The organism is Mycolicibacterium fallax (assembly GCF_010726955.1).
GTDB lineage: Bacteria > Actinomycetota > Actinomycetes > Mycobacteriales > Mycobacteriaceae > Mycobacterium > Mycobacterium fallax.
In genome coordinates, this window is the sequence record NZ_AP022603.1 from 813,714 (window position 1) to 828,991 (window position 15,278).

The 15,278-nt window shown below is 67.4% G+C and carries 18 protein-coding genes and 1 tRNA gene; 15 read left to right on the forward strand and 4 right to left on the reverse strand.

The features are described 5' to 3' along the window. Positions 1-17: 17 nt before the first annotated feature. The 9 genes from G6N10_RS20555 (at position 18) to G6N10_RS03865 (ending at position 7,589) form a co-directional block, all read left to right on the forward strand. A complete protein-coding gene (locus G6N10_RS20555) occupies positions 18-143 on the forward strand; it encodes a hypothetical protein (RefSeq protein WP_263993636.1) in 126 nt (41 codons plus the stop codon). Between the two features lie 169 nt (positions 144-312). Continuing rightward, positions 313-567 (forward strand): hypothetical protein, encoded by a 255-nt coding sequence (locus G6N10_RS03830; protein ID WP_133055069.1) that lies wholly within the window; start codon positions 313-315, stop codon positions 565-567. 370 nt (positions 568-937) lie between these two features. After that, positions 938-2,671 carry a type IV secretion system DNA-binding domain-containing protein gene (locus tag G6N10_RS03835; RefSeq protein WP_133055068.1) on the forward strand — a complete coding sequence of 578 codons (1,734 nt, stop codon included), beginning with the start codon at positions 938-940 and terminating at the stop codon, positions 2,669-2,671. Next, positions 2,668-3,642 (forward strand): replication-relaxation family protein, encoded by a 975-nt coding sequence (locus G6N10_RS03840; protein ID WP_085092607.1) that lies wholly within the window; start codon positions 2,668-2,670, stop codon positions 3,640-3,642. Before G6N10_RS03835 ends, G6N10_RS03840 begins: the two co-directional genes overlap by 4 nt. Continuing rightward, positions 3,639-4,664 (forward strand): DNA-methyltransferase, encoded by a 1,026-nt coding sequence (locus G6N10_RS03845; protein WP_085092606.1) that lies wholly within the window; start codon positions 3,639-3,641, stop codon positions 4,662-4,664. The genes G6N10_RS03840 and G6N10_RS03845 overlap by 4 nt, the downstream gene beginning before the upstream one ends. Further along, positions 4,657-5,241, forward strand: a complete 585-nt coding sequence (locus tag G6N10_RS03850) for an antirestriction protein ArdA (RefSeq protein ID WP_085092605.1) — start codon at positions 4,657-4,659, stop codon at positions 5,239-5,241. The genes G6N10_RS03845 and G6N10_RS03850 overlap by 8 nt, the downstream gene beginning before the upstream one ends. A gap of 143 nt (positions 5,242-5,384) precedes the next feature. After that, the gene (locus G6N10_RS03855) at positions 5,385-5,663 is read left to right on the forward strand and encodes a YlcI/YnfO family protein (RefSeq protein ID WP_085092604.1); all 279 of its coding nucleotides are present in this window, start codon (positions 5,385-5,387) and stop codon (positions 5,661-5,663) included. A 185-nt stretch (positions 5,664-5,848) separates the two neighbouring features. After that, positions 5,849-6,259 (forward strand): helix-turn-helix domain-containing protein, encoded by a 411-nt coding sequence (locus G6N10_RS03860; protein ID WP_085092603.1) that lies wholly within the window; start codon positions 5,849-5,851, stop codon positions 6,257-6,259. A 31-nt stretch (positions 6,260-6,290) separates the two neighbouring features. Beyond that, complete coding sequence (locus G6N10_RS03865) at positions 6,291-7,589, forward strand: recombinase family protein (protein WP_163742196.1); 1,299 nt, start codon at positions 6,291-6,293, stop codon at positions 7,587-7,589. Here the strand turns inward: G6N10_RS03865 and G6N10_RS03870 are convergent. The 3 genes from G6N10_RS03870 to G6N10_RS03880 form a co-directional block, all read right to left on the reverse strand. Beyond that, a protein-coding gene (locus tag G6N10_RS03870; protein ID WP_163742199.1) for an IS3 family transposase occupies positions 7,551-8,689 on the reverse strand; the annotation gives its coding sequence in 2 pieces (ribosomal slippage) (positions 7,551-8,419 and positions 8,419-8,689; 1,140 coding nt in all). The genes G6N10_RS03865 and G6N10_RS03870 overlap by 39 nt on opposite strands. 77 nt (positions 8,690-8,766) lie before the next feature. Further along, a complete protein-coding gene (locus tag G6N10_RS03875) occupies positions 8,767-9,207 on the reverse strand; it encodes a hypothetical protein (protein WP_085096588.1) in 441 nt (146 codons plus the stop codon). 49 nt (positions 9,208-9,256) lie between these two features. Continuing rightward, positions 9,257-9,333, reverse strand: a tRNA-Leu gene (locus G6N10_RS03880). 70 nt (positions 9,334-9,403) lie between these two features. On the opposite strand from G6N10_RS03880, the gene G6N10_RS03885 reads away from it, so the two are divergent. From G6N10_RS03885 to G6N10_RS03910, 6 genes are all read left to right on the forward strand, one after another. After that, positions 9,404-10,012: a two-component system response regulator PdtaR gene (locus tag G6N10_RS03885; protein WP_085096585.1), complete on the forward strand. Its 609-nt coding sequence runs from the start codon at positions 9,404-9,406 to the stop codon at positions 10,010-10,012. 77 nt (positions 10,013-10,089) lie between these two features. After that, positions 10,090-11,301 carry a branched-chain amino acid ABC transporter substrate-binding protein gene (locus tag G6N10_RS03890; RefSeq protein WP_085096582.1) on the forward strand — a complete coding sequence of 404 codons (1,212 nt, stop codon included), beginning with the start codon at positions 10,090-10,092 and terminating at the stop codon, positions 11,299-11,301. A gap of 36 nt (positions 11,302-11,337) precedes the next feature. Next, the gene (locus G6N10_RS03895; protein ID WP_085096578.1) at positions 11,338-12,375 is read left to right on the forward strand and encodes a branched-chain amino acid ABC transporter permease; all 1,038 of its coding nucleotides are present in this window, start codon (positions 11,338-11,340) and stop codon (positions 12,373-12,375) included. Beyond that, entirely contained in the window at positions 12,372-13,538 is a 1,167-nt protein-coding gene (locus tag G6N10_RS03900; RefSeq protein WP_085096575.1) for a branched-chain amino acid ABC transporter permease, read from the forward strand. Before G6N10_RS03895 ends, G6N10_RS03900 begins: the two co-directional genes overlap by 4 nt. After that, positions 13,535-14,317 carry an ABC transporter ATP-binding protein gene (locus G6N10_RS03905; RefSeq protein ID WP_085096571.1) on the forward strand — a complete coding sequence of 261 codons (783 nt, stop codon included), beginning with the start codon at positions 13,535-13,537 and terminating at the stop codon, positions 14,315-14,317. Before G6N10_RS03900 ends, G6N10_RS03905 begins: the two co-directional genes overlap by 4 nt. Further along, positions 14,301-15,041: an ABC transporter ATP-binding protein gene (locus G6N10_RS03910; RefSeq protein ID WP_085096568.1), complete on the forward strand. Its 741-nt coding sequence runs from the start codon at positions 14,301-14,303 to the stop codon at positions 15,039-15,041. Before G6N10_RS03905 ends, G6N10_RS03910 begins: the two co-directional genes overlap by 17 nt. Here the strand turns inward: G6N10_RS03910 and G6N10_RS03915 are convergent. After that, positions 15,023-15,274 carry a DUF167 domain-containing protein gene (locus tag G6N10_RS03915; protein WP_085096565.1) on the reverse strand — a complete coding sequence of 84 codons (252 nt, stop codon included), beginning with the start codon at positions 15,272-15,274 and terminating at the stop codon, positions 15,023-15,025. The two genes, G6N10_RS03910 and G6N10_RS03915, sit on opposite strands and share 19 nt — an antisense overlap. Positions 15,275-15,278: the final 4 nt, after the last annotated feature.

The window sequence follows — 15,278 nt, forward strand, 5'->3', positions numbered from 1 at the left end:
GCCTACTCCTGGCGGCCATGGCCCTCTACGCCGCGATCAGCATCCTGCGGGCGATCTGGCTGTACCTGTGCATCGTCGTGCTGGTCGTCGGCGTCGGAGCACTCCTGTGGTGGCGGATCTCATCGAAGTACCGAGGCTGGTGATTCCCCGTGGCAACTATTCCGGTCGGCGTTGTGGAATGGTCAACAATGGCAATTTACCTATTGCAATTCGCGTCAGTTCGGTTCATAGTCTGCCGCACGACTCGCATTTCTATTTCGAAACGCAACACGAAAGTCGGTCCATCACGTAATTCGGGAAGGAGGTAGATCCATGTCAACAACACATCACGACGACGAGAGCGTGAGTAAGAATGCGCCCTATCGAGCGGATCGGAGGGCTGCGCAGCGGGCGGATATCAAACGCGCCCGGCACAGCCGACGGATCATCGTCCATTCCGAACAACGCGAGCAGCCCGACGTGCGCAAGATTGCGCGAGCGATCATCGCCATGGCAATGGCCGATGCCGAGCGTGAGGCTCAGGCCGAGCGGCAGGCTCGCGACGATGCGGAGGGCTCCGATGAGTAGCTGCGGATCGTTCGCCTGGACGAAGCTGGAGCTGCCTACTCCACTACCGACTGAAGCTGCACGTGCGGCCGTCGGTGCGCTTGCCGGCCTGGCCGGGCAACCTCGCCTGGTTCTGGAGGCTCGGGGCGAAGCCGGCACCGTCGCCTGGTTTCTCGGAGCCGAGCCTGCCGTCGCGGGACGGGCAGTGCGAGCGATGTCGCCGTACCTAGTTGGGCTGCGTGCGACTGCCGGGCGTCGCCCTGTTGATTCGACGGTTGCAGCGGCGGTGCGCCTGCCGGGGCATCGCCGGGTGCCGTTGGCGGTCGGGTCGACCGAACAGGTCGCTCGCGGTGTCCTTGCTGCCCTCTCCGGCGCTCATCGAGGTGAACTGGTGCGGTTGCAGGTGATCCTGGGACCACGTCATCGTCCACGCCTGATCTCCGATGTTCCGAGCCAACAGCGGACACGGATCGGTGTCAAGTTCGGTGAGCATCGGTTCTCGTGTGAGCTGCGGATCGGCGCACGATCTCGTGATCGTGCTCGGGCGCAGCGGCTGATCGGGAACGTGGCTGCACCGCTGCGTGGCCTGGAAGCCCCGGGTGTGGCGCTCCGCCTGAAGCGGTCGTCGTTGCGGGCGCTCGACGAGATGCGCGACCCGCTGCTGTGGCCGAGTGAACTGGGCATCACGGAGCTGACGGCGCTGCTCGGGTGGCCGATCGGTCCGAAGGACATGGACCTACCGGGCGTGCCCTCACCTCACCCGCGCCAGCTTCCAGTCGCCACGAATGTTCCGCGTACAGGTCGGATTCTGGGCGACTCGACTCTCGATGGCGACCGGCCAGTCGGCCAGGGTGTGGAGGAGGCCAAGCGGGTCATGCACGTGATCGGCCCCATGGGCACCGGCAAGTCGACGATGCTGGTGAACCTGGCGCTGGCGGACGCGACCGCCGGGCGGTCGGTGGTGCTCATCGACGGCAAGGGCGATGCCTGTACGGATTTCCTCGAGCGCGTCGACCCGAAGCGGCACGACGACATCGTGGTGTTCGACCCCACCGACAGCCGCCCTGTCGGGGTGGCGGTATTCGCCGATGATCAGCCGGAACGGTCGGCAGATGTGATCTTCGGTGTCTTCAAGAGCCTCTACGGCGACCAGCTCGGTCCGCGCAGTAGCGACCTGCTACATGCCGCCCTGTTGACGCTCGCCCGGGTAGGCGGCTGTTCGCTGTCGATGCTGCCGATGATCCTGTCGAATGCGGCGGTGCGGCGGCCTCTGGTGGCGAAGGTCGCCGGCTCCGATCCGCTGGGTCTCGGGGCGTTCTGGGCACATTTCGAGGCGCTGTCGGATGCCGAGCGCACGCACGTGATCGCGCCACTGCGCAACAAACTGGACCCGATCCTGACGTTGCGTCCGTCGCTGCGGGCCATGTTCGGGCAGGCGCGGCCTGCGTTCTCGCTGCGCGACCTGTTCCTGGAGCCCGATAAGCGTCCGATCGTGGTCATCTCACTGGGGAGCGCGGAGCTGGGTCCGGAGGGTGCCCGGCTGATGGGCTCGATTCTGTTGGCGCTGATCTGGCAGGCGGCGCAGGAACGTACCCGGTTGCCGCAATCGCAGCGCCACCCGGTGATGCTCTATCTCGACGAGTTTCAGGAGATCGTTCGGCTCGGTGATCTCGCCGATGCGCTCGGGCGAGCACGCGGTCTCGGGGTGGCGTTCGCGGCGCTGGCCCACCAGTCGCTGACACAGCTCAGCCCGTCGATGCGGCAGGCGGTCATGGCGCACGCCCGTAGTCGTGTCTGCTTCCAGCTCAGCCCGCAGGACGCGAAGGACATCGCCGCCACCACCAACGGTGTGCTCACGCCGCGCGACCTCCAGGAACTTCCCGCTTTCGTGGCACAGGCATCGCTGTTGGTCGGCGGGGACCGCATGCCGTGGTGCACGATCCGCACTCGCCGGTTGCCTCCAAAGATCCAGTCGGCCGCACAGGTCCAGGCGCTGTCACGAGCCCGCTATGGTCGTCCGCTCCGAGACGTCGAAGCCGAACTACTCGCCATCGGCGGCTGGAGCGCCGATGCCACGGCGGACGAGTCGTTTGGGCGTAGCCGCCGGAAGGGAGGTGGCAAATGAGCGCCGCACAGCCGACTACTCATGGCGGGTACACCCCGGGCGCAGGGCTACCGCTCGGCGTACCGGCCGCCTCCGGTGACGACATGGTGAGTGCGCAGGTCGGCGATGAGTTCCCCGGTTCTAGGGAGCCGAATACTTCGGTCCCTTCGGCGTCCGAAGTTGCTCCGCGCGGCGCGGGTCGCCGGGTCGGGGCTCGCCAACTGGCCCGGCTGACCGACCAACTCTCGGACCGCGATCGCGATGTCCTCCGGCTGGTGGCCGACCACCGGTACCTGACCACCCACCAGGTTCAGCACTTCTGCTTCGTCGACCACGAAACGGCAGCGACCGGAGCGCGGGTCACTCGGCGGGTCCTCGCCCGACTCCAGCGCGATGGACTGATCCGCCCACTCGATCGACGGGTCGGCGGCCTGGGATCAGGTAGCGGGGTAACCATCTGGCGACTGAGCGCGAGCGGGCTGCGCATCGTCTACGGCGACGACAAGCGGCGTCGCTCCGGTGAGCCCTCGGAGCGCTTCCTGCGCCACTGCCTGGCGGTCGCCGACGTCCATATCCTGCTACACCAGCACCGTCGTATCGAGACTATCGAGAACGTCGTCGTGGAGGTCGAACCAGCGTCCTGGCGCAAGTATCTCGGCCCGAGCGGTGAGCCGCGCTGGCTACAGCCCGACCTGTACGCCGAGCTCACGACAGCCGACTTCGTCGACCGGACATTCATCGAGGTCGACCTGGGCACGGAGTCGCTGCCGACGCTGATCCGCAAGTGCCAGCAGTACGAGGACTACCGCCGCAGCGGGATCGAACAAGACCGCCGTGGCAGCTTCCCGCTGGTGGTCTGGCTTCTGACCACCGCCGAGCGCGCCGCGAAGCTCGAAGCGGCCGTCCGTCGCAGCCACAGTCTGACGGCGGCGATGTTCCGCTACGCCACCCCGAACACACTGGCGCAGGTGCTGGCCGGAGGTACGGCATGAGCCTGCCTCGCAACCAGATCCTCGTCGGCGACGCGCTCGACCGCGTCCGGGAGCTGCCGGATGCGTCGGTCGACTGCGTAGTGACCAGCCCGCCCTACTTCCGACTACGCAACTACGACCACGACAACCAGCTCGGGCTCGAAGCGCACGTCGACGAATGGGTCGCGGGGCTGCGGGAGCTACTCACCGAGGTGCGGCGGGTGCTCGTGCCGACCGGGACGATCTGGCTGAACCTGGGGGACAGCTACAGCACCAAACCGGCCGAGGGAGCCGGCCGCAAGAGCCTGCTGCTCGGGCCAGAACGTCTGGCACTGCAGCTGGTTAAAGACGGCTGGCTGGTGCGCAACAAGGTCGTGTGGGCCAAGACGAACACCATCCCGACCAGCGTGGCGGACCGGCTCGCCACCAAGCACGAGTTCATCTACGTACTCGCCCGTTCGCCGACCTACTTCTTCGACCTGGACGCCATCCGCGAGCCGCACGTCAGCCGCCCACCAAAACGCAAGACTTCCACGAGGCTGGCATCGCGGAAGCCGGATCGACCGGCCTGGCTGGGGCCGAACAGCGACGGTGACCGGGGACTGGCCGCACTACACGCCGCTGGGCTGCTCGGCCATCCGCTCGGCAAGAACCCCGGCGATGTCTGGCGGCTGGCCGTCAGCGGCTACCGTGGCCCGCATTTCGCGACCTTCCCGGTCAGCCTGGCGCGGCGGATGATCGAGGCCGGCTGCCCCGAACGACGCTGCAGCCGGTGCCGGACGGCGTACAAGCGTCCAGTGCGGCGACTCGGCGCGGTCGCGACTCGCCTGGCCCTACGAGCGATGTGCGCCTGCGACGCGGCGAGCGAACCGGGCCTGGTGCTCGACCCGTTCATCGGCTCCGGCACGACCGCCATCGCCGCCGAAACACTCGACCGCGACTGGCTCGGAATCGAGCTCAACCCTGACTATGTCGCGCTGGCCACCGACCGCATCGACGGCGAGCGCACCACCCGTAAACGAAAGGAGGTGATCCATGAATGAGAAAGATCAAAAACCACAGCACCCCGAGCGTGAGCAGCAGCCCACCCTGCAGCCGCGCATCTGGGTCGGCAGCCTGGCCGACTACAACGCCGGGCGCCTGCACGGCGACTGGCTCGATGCCGCCGTCGCCAACGAGGAGCTGCACGACGCCGTTCAGCGCATCCTGGCCAGCAGCCACGAGCCGGACGCCGAGGAGTACGGCATCTTCGACTACGACGAGTTCGGCCCGTTCCAGGTCGGCGAGTACGAGCAGCTCGACGTGGTGGCCCGGGTGGCGCGCGGCATCGCCGAGCACGGCCTGGCGTTCGCGGCCTACGCACAGCTACACGATGCCGATCCCGACATGCTCGATTCGTTCACCGACTCCTATGGCGGCGAATACGACTCGCCGGAGGACTGGGCGCGCGACGTGCTGCACGACGGGCTCGAAACCGAGATCGACCGGGTGGTTCCCGAAGCACTGCGCGGATACGTGTCGATCAACTACGCCGGCTTCGCCCGCGACGCCGAGCTGTCCGGTGACGTGCACTTCGAACGCTCACCCGACGGTCATGTCTACGTCTTCACCATCCCGTAGATGGGAGGGCCCTTCGTCGGGGGCCTGCGGCCGAAATCATGAAGGCATCCCGCCTTCACCGGTCGCACCACCCCGAGGAAGTGGCCGAACGACTCCCGCGCGGAACCGTTCGGACAAACACCCTCAGGAAGGAGGAGACGGTCATGAAGACCATTGCCGTCCGACTGGACGACGAACTGCACGCTCGCATCGGCATGCTGTCGAAGCTCAGCGGTATGACGGTCACGGACACCATCCGCACCGCCATCGAGAAGCACCTCGACACCCTGGCCAACGATCCCGCGATCACCGCTAAGGCCGAGGAACTTCGCGCCGAGATCGAGAAGGATGCCGAACTGCAGCGACAGGCCCTCTCGGCCCTGTTCGGCTCGTCCACAACGCAAGCGCCGAAGACCACCCGTGGTCGCGGCACCAAGGGATAGCCCACCGGGCCGTCCGTCCTCGGCGGGAGCCAGCCCCGAGTTCCGCAAGGACTCGCTGGCTCCCGCCAATTCGACACCAACTAAACAAGAGAAGCCTCTCCTTTATTCGATGTGGAATGAACAATCATCATTCCCATTTCGAAACAATCTCTATAAAATAGGAAATAAATGGGAGGAATTAAACAATGACAAGCAACGCTATGCAGTCGGCTGCCGACAATTCTCTCGGCAGCCTCATTCACGATGCACGACTTAATGCGGGATTCACGTTCCGCGCACTATCGGAGGCTTCCGGCGTCGCACAGGGACAGATCTCCAAGCTGGAAAAGGGTCAGGTGATGAAGGTCAATCCGGCGCATATTGCGGCACTCGCTGAACCGCTCGGGCTGTCGCTGTACAGCATGTACGCCGCCGCCGGCTACAAAACGCCCGCATCGCTGTCACAGCTCGGCGACGACCTCGAAGAGAAGATCCGCCAACTACCACCGGATGCGGTCGCCCGCCTGGAGCACTACGTCGAACGCCTACTGGACACGACCACGACCGAACTTGCACCGGAACCCGTGTACGACATCGATCCGGCGGCCAGCAACTAGCCCAGCTCAGGCAGAAAGGAGGAACAGGGACATGACAAGCCACACCACGACCGGTCCGCAGATCGCCGTCTCGTACCTGCGGGTCTCGACCACGAGACAGATGGACACCGGTGCCGACGTCGACGCCGAGGGCAACTCGATCGCCACCCAGCGCGAGGCCAACAACGCCAAGGCTGCCAGGATGGGTGCCCTGATCGAGAAGGAATTCGTCGAACCGGGCGCATCGGCGCAGACCATCGACAAGCGGCCGATCTTCAAGCAGTTGCTCGCCTACCTCGGCGAGAATCCGGATGTCTCGCTGGTGATCATCTACATGCGCTCGCGCGCCTTCCGCAACCTCGGCGACGCGGTCATCACCAAGCGACGGCTCGAAACGATGGGCGTCAAGCTCGTCTCGGCCAAGGAAGACTTCGGCGAGGGCATCATGGCCGACGCCATGGAAGCAGTCACCGACATCATCAACGAAGTCCAGGTACGGATGTCCGGCGAGGACATCAAGGTCAAGATGCGCCACAAGGCACAGATGGGCGGCACCAACGGGCGCGCCCCGATCGGCTACCGCAACGTGCGAATCGAACACGACGGGCGACAGGTCAACGGCATCGCCGTCGACGAGGAACGTGCGCCGCTGATCAAGCAGGCTTTCGAAATGTATGCCACCGGCGACTACTCGATCGACCGTCTCCAGGAAACCATGGCCGACCTCGGACTCCGGGCTCGCCCGCAAGGACGGGGCGGCGCAAAGGAGCTGTCCCGGTCACACCTGCACCGGATGCTGAGCGACCCGTACTACATCGGCATCGTCCGCTACAAGGGCGAAACCTTCCCTGGTCGACACCAGCCGATCATCCCCGCCGACCTGTTCGAGCGCGTCCAGAAGGTCATCGAAGACCGCTCTGCCCGGGGACAACGCGACCGTGTCCTCTACCACTACCTCAAGGGCCTGCTGTACTGCGAGCGCTGCCGCGCCAACGGCCGCAGTTCCCGACTGGTCTACACCGAGGCGAAAGGCAACGGCGGCAATTACGCCTACTACCTGTGCTTGGCCCGCCAGCGGGGTGAATGCGATCTCCCGCACCTGCCGGTGCTCGACGTCGAGTGGTACGTCCTCGACCACTACGCCAAGCTCGGCCTACCCCCGAAGTTCCTGGACTACATCCGCGAGGCCATCGACGTCGCGATGGCCGATGCGCAGGCCCACGTCCGTGGCCTGCATGTCACATACCGCAAGAAGCTCGACAAACTCGCCCAGCAGGAGGAGCTGAGGGGGACCCGTTTTGTGGTCCAGTCGTTATGCGACTTTCGGTTGATGGGTCGTGGCCCACTGTAGGGCAAACTCGGCCGGGGTGAGGTCGCCGTGGGCGGTGTGGGGCCGATTGGCGTTGTAGTCACGACGCCAGTCCTCGATGAGCACCCTGGCTTCCAGCAGGGAGTCGAACCGCCACGAGTTGAGCAGTTCATCACGAAGCCGGCCGTTGAACGACTCGATGAAAGCGTTTTGCCACGGCGAGCCGGGATCGATGAAAAGTGAACCAGCACTGTTGAACCGGCACCAATCGGCGACGGCGTGCGCGACGAACTCCGGGCCGTTGTCGAAGCGCACGTAGTGCGGTGCACCGTGTACCAGGGCGAGGCGGTCCAGCACGGCGACCACGCCGTCGGCGTCGATGCTGCGGTCGACCTCGATCGCCAGGGCCTCGCGGGTGAACTCGTCGATGACGTTCAACAACTTCAGCGTGCGACCGTCGGCGGTGGTGTCGAACTGAAAGTCCATCGCCCAGATGACATTCGGACGGATAGGCGACATCGCGCCCACGGCCACGCCGATACCAGTCAGCCGCTTCTTGCGGCGCCGCTGCGGCACCCGAAGCCCCTCCTCGCGCCACAGCCGGCGGATCCGCTTGTTGTTGACCTGCCAACCGGCGCGGCGGGCCATCTTGGCAGCGCGACGCCACCCCCAACGCGGCCGGTCGGTGGAGAACCGGCGCAGCCACCCCCTCAGCTGGGCCTCCTCGGTGCTGATCGACGGCGGGGCCAGGCGCATCGTGGAGCGGTGCAGACCCACCACGGTGCACGCGCGGCGCTCAGAGACCCCGAACCGCTCACGCAGCATCGCTGCTGCGCGGCGCTTGCGGTTCGGGGTCAGAAGTTTCCCGCCGAAATCTCCTTGAGCATGTCGATGTCGAGGGCCTGGTTGGCGACCAGCTTCTTGAGCCGGGCGTTCTCGGCCTCGAGCTCCTTGAGCCGCTTGGCGTCGTTGGCCTTCATGCCGCCGTACTGGGCCACCCAGCGATGCCACGTCGATTCCGCGACCTCCACATGCCGACACACCTCGGCCAACTCCTGGCCGGTCGCCAGCAGCTTGTTGCCCTCAGCGAGCTTGCGGATAATCTGATCCGGCGTATGCCGCCGGCGCTTGTTCGATGCCATGTCGTCGTCGATTCTTCCTGCCCAAACACTCGGGCAACAGAGTCCCACAACGACTGGACCACTACAGCGGGCTCACCTCAGAGCGACTGATCGATCTCGCCTCGGACGGTGAGCTCGCACCCGACAAGATCCGCGCACGGCTGCGCAAGATCCAGGTCGAACGCACCCAAGCACAGCAGGGCCTCGACGACACCGGCGATCAACTCGAACTCGGTGCCCGCAAGCTCCAGCAATACCTCGACCTGCTCGACGATCCGCAGGCGCTCTACCTGCGTGCGCCCGAGGATGGACGACGCGACCTCAACTCCGCCAGCTTCAGCAAGCTCTGGCTCAACGACGGAGGTGTGGTCACCGACGAACTCACACCAGCCATCTACGAGCTGCGCGACGCGGCACGCGCGTTCACGCACTGGCAAGGCGTCGATGCAGAGGCGCGTGACGATGAGGCGCTGCGCGTCTCTGACGTGCTGAAAAACCAAAAACTCCCCGGAGGCTCCGGGGAGTTTGGGTTGAACCATCGGTTCCGGCTCGCCGACATGTTCCGTGTCGGTTCGAGTAAGAACGTTTTGGTGCCCTCGGTGAGACTCGAACTCACACTGTGCGGGTTTTGAATCCGCTTCCTCTGCCAATTGGGATACGAGGGCCGGGAGACTCCACCTTAATGGATCCGGGGGCGGCCTCGGTCCCGGCGGGGGGTACCGCGACAATGGAGCGATGACCGGGCCAAGCACCGAATCCGCCACCACCGCGCACCGTGTCCTGATCGCCGAGGATGAGGCGCTGATCCGGCTGGATCTGGCCGAGATGCTGCGCGAGGAGGGCTACGACGTCGTCGGGGAGGCCGGCGACGGGCAGGAGGCCGTCGAACTCGCCGAGGCGCTGCGCCCCGATCTGGTGATCATGGACGTCAAGATGCCGCGGCGCGACGGCCTGGACGCCGCCGCGGAGATCGCCGCCAAGCGGATCGCCCCGATCGTCATGCTGACCGCGTTCAGCCAGCGTGACCTGGTCGAACGGGCGCGCGACGCGGGCGCGATGGCGTATCTGGTCAAGCCGTTCTCGATCAACGACCTGGTCCCGGCCATCGAGGTCGCGGTCTCCCGGTTCGCCGAGATCGCCGCGCTGGAGCGCGAGGTGGACACCCTGACCGACCGGCTGGCCACCCGCAAGCTGGTGGAGCGGGCCAAGGGCCTGCTGCAGGCCCACCAGGGCATGACCGAGCCGGAGGCGTTCAACTGGATCCAGCGCGCGGCGATGGATCAGCGCACCACCATGAAACGGGTCGCCGAGGTCATCATGGAGACCCTCAACGACCCGGCCTGACGAACACCGCGCGGATCGGCCCGAGTGCCGCTATCTTTCTGAGGGCACGCGCTCATTCGATCCGGAGGTGGCCCAGCTTGCGTACAGACCTGACCTGGCGGGCGCTGGCCCTTGGCTCGGCCGCCCTGCTCGCCCTCGGGCTGACCGGATGCAGCCAGCCCGGCGCCGGGACCGAGGAGAACTCCGGGGCCCGCCAGATCGTCGCGCAGGTGCAGATCGACGTGGACGGCAACAAGGTGCCGTCGGCCACCGATGTCACCCCGGCCGACCCCGCCGGTGACGGCACCGCCCGCTGCGCGCCGGTGTCGCTGGCCGTGGTCGGCGCGCTGACCGGCCCCAACGCCGCGCTGGGCATCAACATCCGCAACGGTGCCCAGCTGGCCGCCAAGAAGCACAACGAGGCGAACCCGGACTGCCAGGTCACCCTGGAAATGTTCGACACCGAGGGCGATCCGCAGAAGGCCACCCAGGTCGCCCCGCGGATCATCGACGACGCCGCCATCGTCGGGATGATCGGGCCGGCGTTCTCCGGGGAGACCGAGGCCACCGCCGACCTGTTCGAGGGCGCCGGGCTGGTGTCGGCGACCGCGTCGGCCACCCGGGTGTCGCTCTCGGAGCAGGGCCGCAAGACCTTCTTCCGCGGCCTGGCCAACGACGGGGTGCAGGGCCCGGCGATCGCCAACTACCTCAAGGGTGAGATGGGCGCGGCCAAGGTCTGCGTCATCGACGACAGCACCGCCTACGGCACCGGCCTGGCCGACTCGGTGCGCGCCACGCTGGGACCGGTGGCCTCGGACTGCGTGATCACCGTCAAGGAGGCCGACAAGGAGTTCTCCGCGGTGGTCAACCAGGTCAAGGCGGCCGACCCCGACGCGGTGTTCTTCAGCGGCTACTACGCCCAGGCCGCGCCGCTGGTGCAGCAGCTCGCCGACGCCGGGGTGCGCGGCACCTTCGTCTCGGCCGACGGCAGCAAGGATCAGGAGTTCGTCAAGCAGGGCGGCGACGCCACCGAGGGCGCGGTGCTGTCCTGCCCGTGCGGCCCGGCCCCGGACTGGTTCCGCACCGAGTACCAGCAGGCCTCCGACGGCGCCGAACCCGGCACCTACAGCACCGAGGGCTACGACCTGGCCACCGTCCTGCTCAAGGGCATCGACGCGGGCAAGGTCACCCGGCCGGAGCTGCTGGAGTTCGTCCGCGGCTACGACGCGCCCGGAGTGGCACGCCGGTACCAGTGGACCCCGCAGGGGGAGCTGACCAGCACGCTGATCTGGGTCTACGAGGTCAAGTAGCGCTCCGGCGCTGCGCCGCACGGGAATTCACCGCCGATGCCACCGGAGCTCTCCGGACACCCCGCCCTGCTGGCCGCCGACATCAGCTTCAACCTCGACGCGCTGGCCGGCGGCTTTTGGCAGCTGACCGTCGACGGGCTGGCCTGGGGCGCGATCTACGCGCTGGTCGCCGTCGGCTACACCCTGGTGTTCGGCGTGCTGCGGCTGATCAACTTCGCGCACTCCGAGGTGTTCATGGTCGGCATGTTCGGGGCCTACTTCTGCCTCGACCTGATCCTGGGCTTTCACCCGCGGGGCAACACCTACAACGTCGGCGTCGGGCTGACCGTGCTCTACCTGCTGATCGCGCTGCTGTTCGCGATGGCGGTGTCCGGTGCCACCGCCATCGGGGTGGAGTTCCTGGCCTACCGGCCGCTGCGAAAGCGCAACGCGCGCGCCCTGACCTTCCTGATCACCGCCATCGGGATGTCCTTCGTGCTGCAGGAATTCGTGCACTTCATCCTGCCGCGGATCATCCCCGGCTACGGCGGCAACAACGCCCAGCAGCCGATCAAGCTGGTCGCACCGCAGACCGTGTTCACCGTCGGTGACGTCGCGGTCAGCAACCTCACCCTGGTCATCGTCGGGGCGGCGCTGGTGCTGGCGCTGCTCACCGACGTCGCGGTGAACCGCACCCGGTTCGGCCGCGGCATCCGCGCGGTCGCCCAGGACCCCACCACCGCCACCCTGATGGGGGTGTCCCGGGAACGCGTCATCGTGTCGACCTTCCTGATCGGCGGGCTGCTGGCCGGCGCGGCCGCGCTGCTCTACACGCTGAAGGTGCCCCAGGGCATCGTCTACTACGGCGGCTTCATCCTCGGCATCAAGGCGTTCACCGCGGCGGTGCTCGGCGGCATCGGCAACCTGCGCGGCGCGCTGCTGGGTGGGCTGCTGCTCGGGGTGATGGAGAACTACGGTCAAACGGTGTTCGGCACCCAGTGGCGCGACGTGGTGGCCTTCGTGCTGCTGGTGCTGGTGCTGCTGATCCGCCCGACCGGCATCCTCGGCGAGACCCTGGGCCGGGCGCGGGTATGAGGCCGTCGAGCGCGCTGGCCCCCGGCGACCGGATCCGGGGCTGGTGGGACGGTCGAACCCGGGCGCAGAAGTGGCTGGCCGGCGCGGTGCTGTTCGGGCTGCTGGCGCTGCTGCCGCTGTTCCCGCCGCCGCTGATCGACACCCCCGGGGTCAGCCTCGGCGGGGTGCTGGCCCAGTTCGCCATGTTCGCGCTGATCGCGATCGGGCTGAACGTGGTGGTCGGCCAGGCCGGGCTGCTGGACCTGGGCTACGTCGGCTTCTACGCCATCGGCGCCTACACCGTGGCACTGCTGACCTCGCCGTCGAGCCCGTGGAATCAGCTGGGCGCCAACGCGTTCTTCAGCTCGGACTGGGCCTGGCTGTCCTGCCTGCCGATCGCGATGGCCGTCACCGCGGCCTCCGGACTGCTGATCGGCAGCCCGACGCTGCGGCTGCGCGGGGACTACCTGGCCATCGTCACCCTGGGGTTCGGCGAGATCATCCGGCTGGTCGCCGACAACCTGGCCAGCATCACCAAGGGCCCGCGCGGCCTGAGCGGGCTGGCCACCCCGGTGTTCGGCGCGGACGCGGTGCCCGGCGGCTACTTCTCCACCGGCAACGCCACCGGTGCGGCCAACTACGGAACCTGGTGGTACTGGCTGGGTCTGGTGCTGGTGGTGATCGTGCTGCTGATCGTCGGGAACCTGGAACGCAGCCGGGTCGGCCGGGCCTGGGTGGCCATCCGGGAGGACGAGGACGCCGCCGAGGTGATGGGCGTCAACACCTTCAAGTTCAAGCTGTGGGCGTTCGTGATCGGCGCCGCGATCGGCGGGCTGTCCGGTGCGCTGTACGCCGGCCAGGTGCAGTTCGTCGACCCCAAGAGCTTCAACATCATCAACTCGATGCTGTTCCTGTGCGCGGTGGTGCTCGGCGGCCAGGGCAACAAGCTCGGGGTGATCTTCGGCGCCTTCGTGGTGGTGTACCTGCCCAACCGGCTGCTCGGCGTCGAGGTCGCCGGGGTCAACCTCGGCGAGCTGAAGTACCTGTTCTTCGGCCTGGCCCTGGTGGTGCTGATGATCTTCCGGCCCCAGGGCCTGTTCCCGGTCCGCCAGCAGCTGCTGACCTACCGGCGGCGGGCCCGCGAACTGCTGCGCCGCGCCGAGGATTCGACGGCGGCGACATGAGCGGCGAGATCCTGCTGCAGGCCAGCGATCTGACGGTCAAGTTCGGTGGACTGACCGCCCTGGACGGGGTCAGCTTCGACATTCGGCGCGGCGAGATCCTCGGCCTGATCGGCCCCAACGGGGCCGGCAAGACCACCTGCTTCAACGCGCTGACCGGGGTGTACCGGCCGTCGGCCGGCACGGTGAGCTTCGACGGCGCGCGGCTGGGCCGGATCAAGCGGCACACCATCACCGGCCGCGGGATCGCCCGGACCTTCCAGAACATCCGGCTCTGGGGCGAGATGACCGCGCTGGAGAACGTCGTGGTCGCCACCGACGCCCGGCACCGAACCTCGGTGCCCGGCGCCATCTTCCGCACCCCGCGGCACCGCCGCGAGGAGGCCGCCGCGATCGAGAAGGCCGCCGCGCTGCTGGGGTTCGTCGGCATCGCCGGCCGCGGCGAGGTCAAGGCCAAAAACCTGTCCTACGGGGACCAGCGCCGGCTGGAGATCGCCCGGGCGCTGGCCACCGAGCCGAAACTGCTGTGCCTGGACGAACCGGCCGCCGGGTTCAACCCGAGCGAGAAGGCCGCGCTGATCGACCTGATCCGGGCCATCCGCGACGCCGGCCACACCGTGCTGCTGATCGAACACGACATGCGGCTGGTGATGGGGGTGACCGACCGGATCGTGGTGCTGGAGTTCGGCCGCAAGATCGCCGAGGGCAGCCCCGAACAGATCCGCGCCGATCCGAAGGTGATCGCCGCCTACCTGGGGGTGCCCGATGACGAACTGCCCTGAGGCCCCGGTGCTGCTGGAGGTCCGCGACCTGGTCGTGCACTACGGCAAAATCGAGGCGCTGCACGGTGTTTCGCTGCAGGTGCGGGCCGGCGAACTGGTCACCCTGCTCGGCGCCAACGGCGCGGGCAAGACCACCATGATGCGGGCGATCTCCGGGCTGCGGCCGGCGACGTCGGGCTCGGTGTGGTTCGACGGCGTCGAGGTCACCCGGATCAAACCGCACAACCGGGTCATCGACGGGCTGATCCAGGCGCCCGAGGGCCGCGGCATCTTCCCCGGCATGACCATCGCGGAGAACCTCGAAATGGGTTGCTATGCCCGCAAATTCGACACCCGCGCCGAGCACGACGAGCGGCTGGACTGGGTGTACACCACCTTCCCGCGGCTGGCCGAGCGGCGCAGCCAGGTCGGCGGCACGCTGAGCGGGGGAGAGCAGCAGATGCTCGCCATCGGCCGCGCCCTGATGGCCCGGCCCCGGGTGCTGCTGCTCGATGAACCGTCGATGGGCCTGGCGCCGATGGTGATCGCGCAGATCTTCGCGATCATCTCCGAGATCAACGGCCAGGGCACCACGGTGCTGCTGGTGGAGCAGAACGCCCAGCAGGCGCTGAGCCGATCCGACCGGGCCTACATCCTGGAGACCGGGACGATCACCCGCACCGGCCCGGCGGCCGAACTGCTGCGCGACGACAGCGTTCGCGCGGCCTACCTCGGGGTGGCCTGAGCGGGTCCGTCGATCCGGAATCGCTTGAGCCGCGCGGTCGCCCCGCCGACCAGCTGCACCCGGCTCTTCGGCACCCCGAGATGCCCGGCGAGCAGCGCGATCACCGCCGCGTTGGCCTTGCCGTCGACGGCGCGTTCGGGCACGTACACGGTGAGCTCACCGTCCGGCCCGACCTCGACCAGCGGTCCCTTGCGGCTGCCCGGTTTGACCCGGACCGCCAGCGTCTCGGCCACCGCG